This is a genomic window from Paraburkholderia sabiae (assembly GCF_030412785.1).
In the GTDB taxonomy this organism is placed as follows: Bacteria; Pseudomonadota; Gammaproteobacteria; order Burkholderiales; family Burkholderiaceae; genus Paraburkholderia; species Paraburkholderia sabiae.
The window spans coordinates 300,460-315,248 of sequence record NZ_CP125295.1 but is presented as its reverse complement, the minus strand read 5'-3'; the positions used below and the strand labels follow the sequence as shown (position 1 = coordinate 315,248).

At 62.6% G+C, this 14,789-nt stretch carries 13 protein-coding genes; 3 read left to right on the top strand and 10 right to left on the bottom strand.

All coding sequences use genetic code 11. The annotated features are described in order from the left end of the window. Positions 1-3: 3 nt before the first annotated feature. A complete protein-coding gene (locus tag QEN71_RS01400) occupies positions 4-342 on the bottom strand; it encodes a P-II family nitrogen regulator (protein ID WP_006048089.1) in 339 nt (112 codons plus the stop codon). A gap of 413 nt (positions 343-755) precedes the next feature. Here QEN71_RS01400 and QEN71_RS01395 point away from each other — a divergent pair, with 413 nt between their 5' ends. Further along, entirely contained in the window at positions 756-1,010 is a 255-nt protein-coding gene (locus tag QEN71_RS01395; RefSeq protein WP_201651356.1) for an accessory factor UbiK family protein, read from the top strand. Between the two features lie 100 nt (positions 1,011-1,110). Further along, positions 1,111-2,673, top strand: a complete 1,563-nt coding sequence (locus tag QEN71_RS01390) for a YifB family Mg chelatase-like AAA ATPase (RefSeq protein WP_201651357.1) — start codon at positions 1,111-1,113, stop codon at positions 2,671-2,673. Between the two features lie 333 nt (positions 2,674-3,006). On the opposite strand, the gene QEN71_RS01385 is transcribed toward QEN71_RS01390, so the two are convergent. Next, positions 3,007-3,603 carry a hypothetical protein gene (locus tag QEN71_RS01385; RefSeq protein WP_201651358.1) on the bottom strand — a complete coding sequence of 199 codons (597 nt, stop codon included), beginning with the start codon at positions 3,601-3,603 and terminating at the stop codon, positions 3,007-3,009. 230 nt (positions 3,604-3,833) lie between these two features. Between QEN71_RS01385 and QEN71_RS01380 the strand changes: the two genes are divergently transcribed. After that, entirely contained in the window at positions 3,834-4,358 is a 525-nt protein-coding gene (locus QEN71_RS01380) for a TlpA disulfide reductase family protein (RefSeq protein WP_201651359.1), read from the top strand. Positions 4,359-4,436: 78 nt separating this feature from the next. Here the strand turns inward: QEN71_RS01380 and QEN71_RS01375 are convergent, their stop codons facing one another. The 8 genes from QEN71_RS01375 to ugpQ form a co-directional block, all read right to left on the bottom strand. After that, positions 4,437-5,795, bottom strand: a complete 1,359-nt coding sequence (locus QEN71_RS01375) for a sigma-54-dependent transcriptional regulator (protein WP_201651360.1) — start codon at positions 5,793-5,795, stop codon at positions 4,437-4,439. 29 nt (positions 5,796-5,824) lie between these two features. Then, a complete protein-coding gene (locus QEN71_RS01370) occupies positions 5,825-7,849 on the bottom strand; it encodes a sensor histidine kinase (RefSeq protein ID WP_201651361.1) in 2,025 nt (674 codons plus the stop codon). A 3-nt stretch (positions 7,850-7,852) separates the two neighbouring features. Next, the gene (locus QEN71_RS01365) at positions 7,853-9,133 is read right to left on the bottom strand and encodes a dicarboxylate/amino acid:cation symporter (protein WP_201651362.1); all 1,281 of its coding nucleotides are present in this window, start codon (positions 9,131-9,133) and stop codon (positions 7,853-7,855) included. A gap of 363 nt (positions 9,134-9,496) precedes the next feature. Then, positions 9,497-10,570, bottom strand: a complete 1,074-nt coding sequence (locus tag QEN71_RS01360) for an ABC transporter ATP-binding protein (RefSeq protein ID WP_201651363.1) — start codon at positions 10,568-10,570, stop codon at positions 9,497-9,499. Between the two features lie 21 nt (positions 10,571-10,591). Beyond that, positions 10,592-11,383, bottom strand: coding sequence for an ABC transporter permease (locus QEN71_RS01355; protein WP_201651364.1), 792 nt, complete (start codon positions 11,381-11,383; stop codon positions 10,592-10,594). Next, a complete protein-coding gene (locus QEN71_RS01350) occupies positions 11,380-12,321 on the bottom strand; it encodes an ABC transporter permease (protein ID WP_201651365.1) in 942 nt (313 codons plus the stop codon). The genes QEN71_RS01355 and QEN71_RS01350 overlap by 4 nt, the downstream gene beginning before the upstream one ends. Before the next feature lie 110 nt (positions 12,322-12,431). Then, positions 12,432-13,529: an ABC transporter substrate-binding protein gene (locus QEN71_RS01345; protein WP_201651366.1), complete on the bottom strand. Its 1,098-nt coding sequence runs from the start codon at positions 13,527-13,529 to the stop codon at positions 12,432-12,434. 86 nt (positions 13,530-13,615) lie between these two features. After that, positions 13,616-14,380 (bottom strand): glycerophosphodiester phosphodiesterase, encoded by a 765-nt coding sequence (gene ugpQ, locus QEN71_RS01340; RefSeq protein WP_201651367.1) that lies wholly within the window; start codon positions 14,378-14,380, stop codon positions 13,616-13,618. Positions 14,381-14,789: the final 409 nt, after the last annotated feature.

Sequence of the window (14,789 nt, the reverse complement as noted above, 5' to 3'; positions counted from 1 at the left end):
TTTTTACAGTGCGTCCGCGCCGGTCTCGCCGGTACGAATACGAATCACCTGTTCGATCGGCGTGACGAAGATCTTTCCGTCGCCGATCTTGCCCGTACGTGCCGCGCGCTCGAGTGCCTCGATCGCCTGGTCGACGATGTCGTCCGACACCGCGGCTTCGATCTTCACCTTCGGCAGAAAGTCGACGACGTACTCGGCTCCCCGATACAACTCCGTGTGGCCCTTCTGACGGCCAAATCCTTTGACTTCCGTTACCGTGATCCCTGAGACGCCGATGGCCGACAGGGCTTCGCGCGCCTCATCGAGCTTGAACGGCTTGATGATTGCGGTAATGAGTTTCATGAAATCCTCGCTGTAGTGACTCAACCCGTTTGCGTGACTTGCATTCGCCTTGCGCCGTGCTTTCGGTTGCACCCCGAACCGGGGGCTACGGCGCATTTCCAGGCGGCGTCCCGCCGGTGCGCGGGGCAGTAACAGCAACGTCCATGCCAATTTGCTGGCAAACTCTCGCTCGCGCTTATGCCACAAGGGTTTCGCGCGTTTTCTTGTCCGTATGGCCAGTTCCGGCCATGCACGCTGGCGCGCTATCGGGATCGTTGCTAGAGTGTTCGCAGGCTTGAACCACAGGCGTGCGCACCAAAGGCGCCCATGCTGCAGCGGGCTCCCAGCGGACCTGCACCAGAAACGATCATTCGGCGTTACGAAGCACGCGCGTAACGACACATGCACATTTTTTGTGCAACAAGGGGATTGAAATGAAACAACCAAACGACGTCTTCAACGACTTTCAGGCCCGGGTCTCCGAGCTGTTCAAAAACTCGCCGGCGAAAGATGTCGAACGCAACGTGCGCGCAATGCTGTCGCAAGGCTTCTCGAAGCTCGATCTGGTGACGCGCGAAGAATTCGATACGCAGACGCAGGTGCTCGTGCGCACGCGCGCGCGGCTCGAAGAGCTGGAACGACGCGTCGCCGAACTCGAGCAGAAGCTGCCCGTGAGCCAGTCCTCCTGAGCACGCCGTACTGATCTGCACATCACAGGCAAGCGGCCCGTGACGTCAATAGCGCTTTAAGGTGAACGCGCCTCGCGGGCGCGTCCGGACGGGAGAAAACATGTCGCTTGCCGTGGTGCGCAGTCGCGCGCCGGCCGCTGGCCGCGCGCCGGAAGTTACCGTCGAGGTTCATCTCGCCAACGGGCTTCCTTCTTTTTCCATCGTCGGCCTGCCCGATCTCGAAGTGCGCGAGAGCCGCGAGCGGGTGCGGGCGGCGCTGCTCAATTGCGGCCTCGACTTTCCGGTCCGCCGCATCACCGTCAATCTGGCGCCCGCCGATCTTCCGAAAGAATCCGGCCGCTTCGATCTGCCCATTGCGCTCGGTATTCTTGCCGCGAGCGGGCAGATTCCCGTCGAATCGCTCGAACACCGTGAATTCGCTGGCGAACTCTCGCTGACAGGCGCGCTGCGTCCGATGCGCGGTGCATTCGCGATGGCATGCGGCACGGCGCGCGGTCATTTGTCCTATGCCGAAGCGTCGGACGACACCGCGAACGATCGCACGCCTGAACTCTATTTGCCGCTTGCAAGCGCGAAAGAGGCGGCGCTCGTGCCTGGCGTCGCGGTGTACGGCGCGGCCGATCTGCCCTCGCTATGCGCTCACCTTGCCGGTGACGCGGATGCGAAGCTGTATCCCGTCGCTGCGGCCACACTCTCGCGCGACGCCGTCGTCGCGCCACCCGACATGGTCGACGTGATCGGCCAGCGCGGCGCGCGGCGTGCACTCGAAGTCGCTGCTGCTGGCGGGCACCATATGCTGATGATCGGCCCGCCCGGCGCCGGCAAGTCGATGCTGGCGGCGCGGCTGCCCAGCCTCCTGCCGTCGATGACCGACGACGAAGCGCTAACATCCGCGGCGCTGCTCTCGGCGAGCGCGGCCGGCTTCACGCCCGCGCAGTGGCGGCAAAGGCCGTTTCGCGCGCCGCATCATTCGTCGAGCGCAGCCGCGCTGGTCGGCGGGCGCAATCCGCCGCAGCCGGGAGAGATCACGCTATCGCACCTGGGCGTCCTGTTCCTCGACGAACTCCCCGAATTCGACCGGCACGTTCTCGAAAACCTGCGCGAACCACTGGAAAACGGCCGCATCACGATTTCACGCGCCGCGCTTCAAGCCGACTTCCCCGCAGCCTGTCAGCTGATTGCGGCGATGAATCCCTGTCCGTGCGGCTGGCGCGGCGATCCCGGTGGCCGCTGCCGCTGCACGCCGGAAGTCGCGGCGCGCTATCTGCGCAAGCTGTCGGGTCCGCTGCTGGATCGCATCGATATCCAGATCGAGATTCCCGCGCTTTCGCCGGCAGAGCTGTCGGCCCGCTCGACGACGATAGGCGAACCGAGCGCGCCCATCGCGGTGCGAGTCGAAGCCGCGCGCGAACGCCAGTTGCGACGGCAGGGCAAAACAAACCGCGAACTCAGCGGCCGGGAAGTCGATGAAGTGTGCCGTCCCGACGACGACGGCGAGCGATTGCTGCGCGAAGCAGGCGAGCGCTTCGGCTGGTCAGCGCGCGCTTACTATCGCGTGCTGAAAGTGGCGAGAACGATCGCGGATCTGGCTGGAAACGATGCCCCGAACGCCGCTCAGGTGTCGGAGGCCGTTCAATACAGGCGCGCATTCGGTAGTCAGTAAAACGTGCAGACGACAAAAAATGCATGTCAAGACTTGACTTATGCACATTTTCGGGCAACCGACAGATTTTGATACAACTGAAAGCCAGTTGTGAGGCATCGGGCAAATGCCTTTGATTTTATTGGATTTTTCAAAATGCCAAGATTCAGGGCAAAGTGGCAAACCGCCCGTCCGATGGGGATTTGCGGCCTACCGCACAGAGTTACCAACAAAGTTATCCACAGATCCTGTGGGTAACAAAAAAAGTCTCGTGTAAACGTGGCATTAGCGTTCTTTTCTGCGAAGGAACTTTCACTTGGCCCGGCGCTCTGAGGCGGTTTCTCTGGCCCCGAATCAGTAAAGTTTGAACGATCCGAAGAACTGCTCGATTTGCTCGGGCGGCGGTTCCTTGCTCGCAATCACCGCTGCCTGATACACGTGACGACCCTTTGCGACGAGCCGCGCGTGCATCGTTCGGGTTTCCTGTTTGGGGCCCGCTTTGCCGCTGAAGGTCATTTCCAGTCCTGGCACGTCACCGCCTGCCGCAAGCGGGATTTCCGTGGCGTGGGCGTTGGGCGCTGTTCCAAGGTTGTGTGCGAGTCCCGAACGCAGAAAATCGAGCGCGGTGCGCTGCACCTGCGGGTCGTCGCTCGGCAGCATCACCGTGCCGACGGCGAATACCGCGCCGTCCGCCTCGGCGATTTGCATCGACATGTCCATCGGCGTGCCGCCTATGTCGATCTTGCGCTCGTCGGTGGTCGGTTTCGCGGGCAGGTCGACCGTGTAGCCGTTGTCGTTGTTCATGATCGTGCGCCAGTCGTAGGTTGGCGTGCAGGCGGCGAGCAGCCAGCCGGCCGACAGCACGGTGACAAGGAACACAATCAGCGAACGGAACGAAGCAAGCGGAGAAGCGCGGCGGCGGACGAACGGGCGAATAGCGATACGAAGCATGACGCGGCGAAGGGAAAAGTAGGCAACGGAAAGAACCATTATCCGCCGCTTTGGCGCCTGGCCGGTCAGCGCGAAACCGTTATCCGCGCCTTAACCGCGTCGCAAGCCGCGTCACGAGATTGCCGCTACAATATGAGACGTTATTCGAGGCGTTCGTTCGCGCTGCTTTTCTCGCAGCATTCGAGCACCTTACGGCGTGCGTCCCACGCGTTTCCCCGAGGTTCCCGTTCATGAGCCAAACCAACGTTTCCCGGCGTTCGAGCCCGATTCGCTATATCGCTGCCGCCGTCGTCGCCGGTGCGATCGCCGTTGCGGGCTACTTCGCGTTCGGCAGCCAGCAGCACGTGCCCGATGCCACGTTCACGCTGCTGTCCGGCCAGAAAGTGTCGACGGCTGATCTGAAAGGCAAGGTCTATCTCGTCAATTTCTGGGCGACGAGCTGCGACACCTGCATGAAGGAAATGCCGCAGATGATCCAGACGTACAACCGGTACAAGGACAAGGGGCTCGAGTTCGTGGCCGTCGCAATGAGCTACGACGCGCCGATGTACGTGACCAACTACACGGAAACGCGCCGTCTGCCGTTCAAGGTCGCGATGGACGACGGTTCGGCCGCGAAGCAGTTCGGCAACGTCCAGCTGACGCCGACGACGTTCGTGATCGACCGCAACGGCAAGGTGCTGAAGCGCTATGTCGGTGAGCCGCAGTTTGCGGAACTCGACCAGCTGCTCGAAAAGGCGCTGGGCACGACCTGACCGTTTTCTTCGGACGGCGGGCTTCCGCGCTGACTCCACGTACAGCGCACCCGCCGCCGGCAAAGCCTCAATCCCGCCTCACCGCTCCCCTTCCCCCCGCGCCGCCAGGCCGTATCGTTTGATCTTCTCGTAGAGCGTCGCCTTGCCGACCTGCAGCCTGTCTGCCGCCACGGCGACCGCGCCCCCCGTCTGCTCCAGCGCCTCCGCAATCACGGCACGCTCGAACTGCTCGACGCGCTCCTTCAGCGGCTGCGTAATCGACGTCAGCGCATCGTCGGCGGTGGCTGTCGCCGTGTCGTCGCCGACACCCAGCACGAAGCGATCCGCCGCGTTGCGCAACTCGCGCACGTTGCCGGGCCATTCGCGCTGCATGAGATTCGTGCGCTGACGATCGGTGAGAATAGGCGCGGGACGCTGGTATCGCACGGCGGCATCGAGCAGGAAATGCTCGAACAACGGCACGATGTCCTCGCGCCGCTCCGACAGCGGCGGCAGCGCGATCGTCACCACATTCAGCCGGTACAGCAGGTCGCGCCGGAATGTGCCCGCCGTGACATGCTCGGTCATGTCGCCCTTCGCCGCCGCGACGATGCGGCAATCGACGCGTATCGGTTGATTCGACCCGAGCCGCTCCAGCACGCCGTCCTGCAGCACGCGCAGCAGCTTCACCTGCAGCGCGAGCGGCATGCTTTCGATCTCGTCGAGAAACAGCGTGCCGCCCGACGCATGCTCCAGCTTGCCGATGCGCCGCTTCGCCGCGCCCGTGAACGCGCCCGGCTCGTAGCCGAACATCTCCGACTCGAACATCGGCTCGGGCAGCGCGCCGCAGTTCACCGCGAGAAACGGCTTGTCGCGGCGCGGCGACAGTTCATGCAGACTGCGCGCGATCAATTCCTTGCCCGCGCCCGTATCGCCGTTGATCAGCACGGACGCATCCGTCGGCGCGACGTTCGCGATCAGCTTGCGAACCTGTTCGATAGCGAGACTGCGTCCGATGATGCGCGGCGCGAGCGAGCCCTGTCCCGCGAGTTCGCGGCGCAACGCGAGGTTTTCGAGCACCAGCGTGCGACGCTCCAGCGCACGGCGCACGGTTTCGATCAACCGCTCGGAGGCGAACGGCTTTTCGATGAAGTCGTACGCGCCGTCGCGCATCGCCTGCACGGCCATTGAGATATCGCCGTGACCCGTGACGAGAATCACGGGCACGTCGGGCGCGCGTTCGCGGCATTGCGCGAGCAGATCGAGGCCGCTCGCGCCGGGCAAACGGATATCGCTGACGATCACGCCGGAAAACTCAGCGTGAATCAGCTTCGCCGCCGATTCCACCGACGCATGCCCGACCACTTCGAAACCCGCGAGTTGCAGGCTTTGCACGCTCGCGCGCCGCACGAGTTCGTCGTCTTCGATATAGAGGACCTGCAAGCCCTTGTTCACCATGTTTCGTACCGCCTTGAAAACTTTCTGAATCAGGATCCCGTTGTCACGGAGTCCGCAATATCCGTCGCCTGAGCGCGTGCGCGCCGCAGCGTCAGCACGAACTCGGCGCCGCCTTGCGCGTTGTTGCGCGCGGCCAGCGAGCCGCCGCAATCGCGCGCGATCGACGAGCAGATCGCGAGGCCGAGGCCGAGTCCCTGGCCCATTTCCTTCGTCGTGAAGAACGGTTCGAAAAGGCGCGGCAGCACGTCGTCGGGAATACCGGGACCATTGTCGCTCACGATGATCGCGAGCGAGTCCGGCGACGTTTGCACGTTAATCGCGAGGCGCGGCGCAGGCGTTCCGGCGACGGCGTCGAGCGCGTTGCCGAGCAGATTGATCAGCACCTGTTCGAGCCGCAAGTCGTCGCAATGCGCGACGAGCTTCGGATCGTCGATATCGAGATTGAATCGAACGGGCGCGGCGCCTTCGTCGCTCAACGAAACGTCGACCGTCACGTCCTGCAAGCGCTTCTGCAACAGCGTCAGCACATTGCGCAAAGCGCGCGCCACGCCTGCGCGCGCGTTACGTGGCCGCGCACGTCCCACAAACAGCTTCAGCTGATTCGTGATCTTGCCCATGCGCTCGGTGAGCGCGGCGATCGCTTCGAGATTTTCCTTCGCGGATTCGTGGTCGCCGCGTTCGAGAAACACGCGCGTGTTGTCAGAGAAGCCGCGCAACGCGGCAAGCGGCTGATTCAGTTCATGCGTGATACCCGCCGCCATCTGGCCGAGCGCGGCGAGCTTGCTGGCCTGAATCAGCTCGTCATGCGCGTCGCGCAATTCCTGCTCGGCGCGCGTGCGCTCGCTGACCTCTTTCGTCAACTGTTCGTTGGCCTGCGACAGATCCGCCGTGCGCTCGGCCACGCGCTGGTTCAGTTCCGCATACGCCTTCTGCAACAACGCGCGACTGCGCATCACTTCGCGCACGCGCGCGCGGCGCATGCGCCAGTAGAACAGCAACAGACACAGCGACACATAGCCGAAGCCCGTCACGATCGTCGCGTAGCGCGCGTCGGCGTTGACGGGATCGACGGGCGCCATCGTGATGAGGCGCCAGTCCGGTTCGCCGAGCGCGCGTTGCGACGCGAGAAAACGCGGCGCCGCGTAATTGCCCGCGCGCCCGCCGCCGATCCGCACGATCTGCGCGCCGCCTTCGAGCGTGCGCACGACCGACATCGGCAGCGGCGCAATCGGCTGGCGGGCGTACTGGCGGGTGTCGTAGATCGACGCGATCACGTCGCTTGTAAGCGGCTTGACCGTGTGGTACTTCCACGCGGGCACCGACGACAGAAAGATCACGCCGTGATCGTCGGTGACGATCATCGGCTCGGACGCATCGGCGCCCTGGAACCATTCGAGATTCAGCTTGACCACAGCCACGCCGACGATCTTTCCGTCGCGGCGCACCGGCTGCGAGATGTAGTAACCGGGATCGAGCGAGGTCGTGCCGATACCGAAGAAGCGCCCCACCTTGCCTTTGATCGCTTCGACAAAATACGGCCGGAACAGATACTCCTGGCCGATGAAGCTGTCGGGCTGATCGAAGTTGCTCGCGGCCACGCAGCGGCCCGACGCCGTCACGAGATACGCGACATTCGCGCGAGCGCGGCGGTTCAGATCAGCGAGATATTGATTGGCGCGAGCGACATTGCTCGCGTCGGGATCGACGAGCACATCCTGCACGAGAGGATGTTCGCCGAGCAGATAAGGCAGCGACTCGTAGCGTTCGAGCGTGCTCTTGAGCGTGGCAGTGGTGCGGTCCGCGCGCACTGCAGCGTTGCGCCGCAGCGTGTCGATACCGTGCTGCCACGTGATGGTCCACGTGAGTCCGCAGGCCGCCACGAGCCCGGCGACAAGCGCAAACAGGATCAGCAGGCGGCGCGTCACGATGGTGGAATTCGTTCGATGAGGATCGCCTATTGTGGCATATCGCTCCTCATCGTCGAACGCGTCGAGCGCTTCCGCCGCATTCGTAGCAAGCGGCGCCGCGCCATGTTGCCGCGGCGCCGCTTTCATGGCTCAGACCTCGGCCGTTTCGGTAACGGATACATCGCGACTCAGCGCAGCGCGCAGCTTCGAGCGATCCAGTTCCTTTTCCCATGCCGACACGACAACCGTCGCCACGCCGTTGCCGACGATGTTCGTCAGCGCGCGGCATTCGCTCATGAAGCGATCGATGCCGAGAATCAGCACCATGCCCGACAGCGGGATCGTCGGCACGACGGCGAGCGTCGCGGCCAGCGTGATGAAGCCTGCGCCCGTCACACCGCTTGCGCCCTTCGACGTCAGCATCGTCACCGCGAGCAGGGTCAGCTGCTGGCCCCACGTCAGGTCGGTGTTCGTTGCCTGCGCGATGAACAGCACGGCCATCGTCATGTAGATGTTGGTGCCGTCGAGGTTGAACGAGTAACCCGTCGGCACGACGAGGCCGACCACCGAGCGCGAGCAGCCGAGCTTTTCGAGCTTCAGCATCAGTTGCGGCAGCGCCGCTTCCGACGACGACGTGCCCAGCACGATCAGCATCTCTTCCTTGATGTACGCGACGAAGCGCAGGATGTTGAAGCCCACCATGCGCGCGATGATGCCGAGCACCACCACGACGAACACGATCGACGTCAGATAGAACGTGCCGATCAGCTTGAGCATCGGGATCAGCGAGCCGATGCCGTACTTGCCGATGGTGAACGCCATTGCGCCGAACGCACCGATCGGCGCGAGCTTCGTGATGATGCCGACCATGCCGAACAGGATGCTCGACAGGCTTTCGATGAAGCTCGTCACCGGCTTGCCGCGCTCACCCACATGCGTGAGCACCGCGCCGAACAGCAGCGCGATCAGCAGGATCTGCAGGATTTCGCCTTGCGCGAACGACGACACCAGCGTGTCCGGGATGATGTGCATCAGGAAGTCGACCGTCGACTGGCCGTGCGCTTTCGCAGCGAACGACGCGACTTCCTTGCCGTTGAGCGTCGCGGGATCGACGTTGAAGCCGACGCCCGGACGCAGCAGGTGCGTCGCGGCGAGCCCGAGAATCAGCGCGAACGTCGAGACGATTTCGAAGTACAGCAGCGCCTTGCCGCCGACGCGTCCGACCTTCTTCATGTCTTCCATGCCGGCGATACCCGTCACGACAGTACAGAAGATGATCGGCCCGATCACCATCTTGATGAGCTTGATGAACGCGTCGCCGAGCGGCTTCATGTCGGTGGCGAGCGCGGGATAGAAGTGCCCCAGCGCAATGCCGATGATGATCGCGACGATCACCTGCACGTAGAGGACTTTATAAATAGGTTTCTTCACGATGGTGTTCCTGCAATGGAGTAAAGCCAGGGTGGACCGAAAGGCCCAGGCACTCAGCGCATGACGAACGGTGGATCGTGCGTCTTGCGCAGTGAACAGGCCGCGCGACAGACGACGAAATCAGAAGGACCAGAACAGGAACTCAGGCATCGTTGTCTCCTTGCTTTGTTGTGTACGGGCCGTTGCGGCCGCGTTTTCTATTTGCAAGGTCAATGCCAGCGTTTATTTCCCGCTTAATTCGTTGATTCGAAAGGCAATTTTGAGACACACGAAGATCCGGACTTCCGGGTTTCCGGAAATCCGGAATCCAGGCGTCCGGATTCCCGAACGCCTTATCCCATAAGGCTTAGGGCTTACCCTAACCTATCCTTGAGCGCCTTCCTCGAGCACGAGCAGGTTCTCGTGCGAAAAACCGAGCGCCACCGGCTGACCGCGTTCGGGCAAACGCCGGTTTGGATCGTTGAAGATATCGAGCGAAATCACTTCGTCTTTGACGCGCGTACGGATACGCACGATCGCGCCGAGGAAGCTCACCTCTTCGACGGTCGCCGTCAGCGTGTTGCGTCCCGCGGCGGGCGCTTCCAGCACGATCGCCTCAGGACGCAGCGCGAGCATGCGCTTCTTGCCGGCGTCGTCGGCGGGCAGCGACTGTGTGGTGCGCAGTTCCTGACCGTCGACCGCCATGCGTCCCGTCGACGGATCGATCACATGACCCGACAGAATGTTCAGTGTGCCGACGAACGACGCGACGAAACGCGTGCGCGGATAGTTGTAGATCTCGAGCGGCGTGCCGACCTGCTCGACGCGCCCTTCGTTCATCACGACGATGCGGTCGGAAATCGACAGTGCTTCTTCCTGATCGTGCGTGACGAAGATCGACGTGATACCAAGCTCGCGCTGCAACGCGCGGATGTCCTGCCGCAGCGAAATGCGGATCTTCGCATCGAGCGCCGACAGCGGCTCGTCGAGCAGCAGCACTTGCGGTTTGCCCGCAAGCGCGCGCGCCAGCGCGACGCGCTGCTGCTGGCCGCCCGACAGTTGCCACGGATAACGCTCGCCCAGATGCGGCAGCTTGATCAGCTGCAGCATTTCATCGACGCGCTGTTTGATCTCGCTCTGCGGCCGGTTCGCGATCTTCAGCCCGAAGCCGATGTTCTCCGCGACGGTCATGTTCGGAAACAGCGCGTACGCCTGGAACACCATGCCGACCTTGCGCTGCCGCGTGCGCAGATGCGTGACGTCGCGACCGTCGAGACGGATCGTGCCGCGCGTCGGCGTTTCGAAGCCGGCGATCATCCGCAGCACCGTCGTCTTGCCGCAGCCCGACGGCCCGAGAAACGTGATGAACTCGCCGCGCTCGATCTTCATGTCGAACTGATGCAGCGCCGTGTTCGCGCCGAACGTCTTGTGCAGACTGTCGATTTCAAGGAATGCCATGATGTTGCCCCAGTCTCACATTCAAGGTTTCTGCGCGGCGAGCGTGCGCGCGGAGCCGAACACCTGAATCAGCCCCATCGACGCCCACGTGACGGCGAATGCAATGATCGCGAGCGCCGATGGCTCGTAAGCGCGGTTCGCGCCGATCAGTTGCAGATACGGACCGAACGCCGGACGGTCCAGCAGACTCGCGAGCGTGAACTCGCCGATCACGACGGCAAAGGTGAGAAACGCGCCCGACAAAATGCCCGAGCGGATGTTCGGAAAGATCACCTTGAACAGAATGGTCGGCCAGTTTGCGCCGAGACATTCGGCAGCTTCCGTCAGCGAGCGGATATCGACGGCGCGCAGGCCCGCGTCGACGGCACGGTACATGTACGGCAGCGACAGCGTCACGTAGCCGAATACGAGCAGCAGATCCGTCGCGCGCTCGTTCGACGTGAGCGGCAGGATCGAACTGCTGTTGTAGATGCGCAGATAGCCGAACACGATCACGATCGCGGGCACGACGAGCGGCAGCAGCGTGATGAACTCGACGATGCCGCGCAGCTTCGGCAGACGCAGCTGCACCCAGTACGCGGTCGGCACGACGAGCAAAATGCCGACGACGATCGTCAGCAGCGCCATCAGGATCGAATAGCCGAACGACGCCTGAAAATGCGAATCGGTGAGCACGACCTTGTAGGCGTCGAAGCTGTATGTGCCGCGCCGCATGCGCAGGCTGAATTCGAACGTCGCGATCAGCGGTATCAGGAAATAAAGCGAACCGACGATCATCGCGGTCCACGCGCCCACGCGCGATTGCCTGTTCATCGACGTCCCCTTTCAGCGCGTGAGCGCAGCCAGATATAGCCGCCGTTCGACAGCCCCGTCACGAGAATCATGCCTAGCGCGAGCGCATAGCCGAGGTTCTGGTTGTGCAGCACGTCGCCGCGAATCTGCGCATACAGCAGGATCGTCACGATGTTCAGCGAACTGCCCGTCAGCGCATACGCCGTCGCGACCGCACCGAACGAGTTCGCGAACAGCAGCAGCGTCGCGCCGAGCACGCTCGGCCACAGCACGGGCAACGCGACGTAACGCCAGTACTGATACGCGGTGCCGCCGAGGCAATCGCACGCTTCGCGCCATTCGCGCTTGAGACCGTCGAGCGCGGGCGTGATGATCAGCACCATCAACGGAATCTGGAAGTACAGATAGGTGAGCGTCAGCCCCCAGAAGCTCAGGATGCTGAAGCCCGTCGAATAGAGATTGATGTCCGCGTACTTTTTCAGCAGCACAGTCACCAGACCGACGCGGCCCAACGTGCAGATGAATGCGAACGCGAGCGGCACGCCCGCGAAATTCGATGCAACGCCGGAAAACGTCAGCAGCGTCGGACGAATCCAGCCGGGCAGCTTGCCATGCACGGCCGCCCATGCGAGCAGCGAGCCGAACAGCGCGCCGCCCAACGCGGAGGCCGCGCTGACCTTGAAGCTGATCCAGTACGCGTCGAGCGTGCCTTCATGGAACAGCTCGCGCATGTTGGCGAACGTGAAGTGGCCTTGCGCATCCTGGAACGCGCCGACCATCAGGAACCCCGTCGGCAGGATCAGGAATAGCAACGCAAAAATGAAGAACGGCATCACGCCGATCCACGTCCAGATGGGCGACGCCCGACCCGGGCCATCGACCTTCGGCGCAGGTTGCGGCACGGACGGAACCATCAGGTCCGCCTGACCGCCCGGCCCGGCTTCCGATGAAGCGCTCATAACTCACCCTCGAACAGACTCAACCGCTTCGCCTCGCCGTGCTGGCCGGCGGGCGATGCGGACGCGCGCGTCGCCCGCATCGCCTGATTACGCAGCGCTTATTTGACGCGTTACTTGACGTTCGCGCCGACTACCTGGTCCCACTGCTTCGTCACGACATCCTTCGTCGCGTCCTGCTGCTGCAGCGTCGGGAACACCGCGTTCTTGTACGCGGATGCGGGCGGCAGCTTGTCGAGCAGCGCCTGCGGCACCTTCTTCTGCGAGACGAGTTCGTTGTAGCGGATCGGGTGGCAATAGCCCGTCAGCCAGCCGATCTGGCCTTCGTCCGAGTACAGGTATTCCATCCACAGCTTCGCGGCGTTCGGATGCGGCGCGTACGCGCTGATTGCCTGCACGTAGACGCCCGCGACGACGCCCGTCTTCGGCACGACCACCTGCACCTTCGGATTGCCCTTCAGCGTGTCGCGATCGGCGAGCGCGTTGTAGTCCCAGCGCACGATGATAGGCGTCGTGCCTTGCGCGAGCGACGCCGCCTTGCCGATCACGGGCACGAAGTTGCCGTTCTTGTTCAGATCGGCGAAGTACTTGAGACCGGCTTGCGCAGCCTTGCTCGCGTCACCCTTCGATGCCGACAGACCCGCTGCGTACACGCCTTGAATCGCCTGGTTCGCCGAGCGCGGATCGCCCGCGAGCGACACGGCGTTCTTGTAATCTGCCTTCTGCAGATCGCTCCAGTCGGTCGGAACCTTGTCGATCATGTCGGCGTTGACTTCGAACGACAGCACGCCGTAGTAGTCGCCGTACCAGTAGCCTTCGGCGTCCTTGTTGTCGTTGGGGATCGACTTCCACGTCGCGACCTTGTACGGCTGCAACAGACCTTGCGCCTTCGCCGCCGGACCGAACGACAGACCCACGTCGATCACGTCGGGCGCCTGCGGACCCTTGTTGCCCTTGTTCGCCTTGATCGCTTCGATCTCGTCGCCGGAGCCGGCATCGGGATTCAGTTCGTTGACCTTGATGCCGTACTTTTTCTGGAAGTCCGCGATCATCGGGCCATAGCCGCACCAGTCGTGCGGCAGCGCGATCACGGTGAGCTGACCTTCCTGCTTCGCTGCCGCGACGAGCGCTTCAGGCGGCGCAGCAAGGACATGGCCTGCGGCGGCCACGCCGGACGCCAAAAGGAAACAACGCAACGTGGTCGGTTTCATAGTGTTCTCATCCTTTGCCGAAAATTGCTACGTTAGGAAAACTGCCTTTCGACGTCTTTCTTTGCGTGTGCGGGCACGCTTTTCGTTTAGCTCACGACGTCCGCGCCGATCATATCGAGGCGATCGGTACAAATCATGTCAACGCCCCACTTCGCGAGTTCGCGTGCGCGCGCGGGGTCGTTGACGGTGTAGGCGAGCACGCGCAAGCCGGCGTCGCGAATCGCGCGCACGTTCTGCTGCGTCAGGTGCTTGTGATCGGCATGCAGCGACACGCATGCGAGTTCGCGCACGATGGAAAGCCAGTCGTCGGGCAGCGCCTCGAACAGCATGCCGCGCGGCAGCGACGGCGCGGCATCGCGCGCGGCCTTCAGTGCATCGAATGAAAAGGATGACAGCAGCGGCTTCTGCGCGCGCCACAGGTCTTTCGCCGCAAGCGCGACAAGCTCGCCGGTTATTTCATCGCGGCCGGGACAAGGCTTGATTTCAATGTTCGCTGCAATCGCTTCGGTTGCGCAGCGCGCGGCGATCTGCGCGAGCGTCGGCAGTCGTTCGTCCGCGAAGCGTGCGTCGAACCATGCGCCTGCATCGAGCGATGCAAGCTGTTGCCACGTGTGATCCGCTGCGGGACCGCGACCGTTCGTCGTTCGATCGAGGTCGTCGTCGTGCAGCAGAAAGATCTGGTTGTCGGAAGAAAGCTTCGCGTCGAACTCGATCATCCTGTAGCCGAAGCGCGCACACATCTCGAAGCCCGCGAGCGTGTTCTCCGGCGCGAGCTTGCCGCCAATGCGATGTGCGACGCGCCGCGGATACGGCCAGTCTGCGGATAATGCCTGATCGATCCCGTTGCCCATCGTGCTTGCCTTCACAAAGATCTGATGGAACTGCAGCCTGCATTCGACGGCGCGTGATGCACCGTTCTATCTTATTCTGAGGATCGCGAAAGGTTGGTCTTCCGGACGCGATGCGACGCAGGCTTGTCATTGCACGACATTCGTCTTGCCGGAACATCGCACTGCGCGTATTTCATTTCGTTTTCGAAAATGCGCTGTTCGCGATGTTTCAAATCGGGCGCGAATGCCTCAGAATGCGAAGGCTAAATTCAAATACCCAAAGTTGCAAGCTCCCAAAAAAATACAACCTCAAAGGGACACAGGCGAAGCGCTGTCATGCGTTTTGACATAGCTTCGACACATTCGCCTGGTAGTCATCCTGTTCGGGAATACGCTGATAAAACGCGCAATACGGGCAGGACGAAAACGT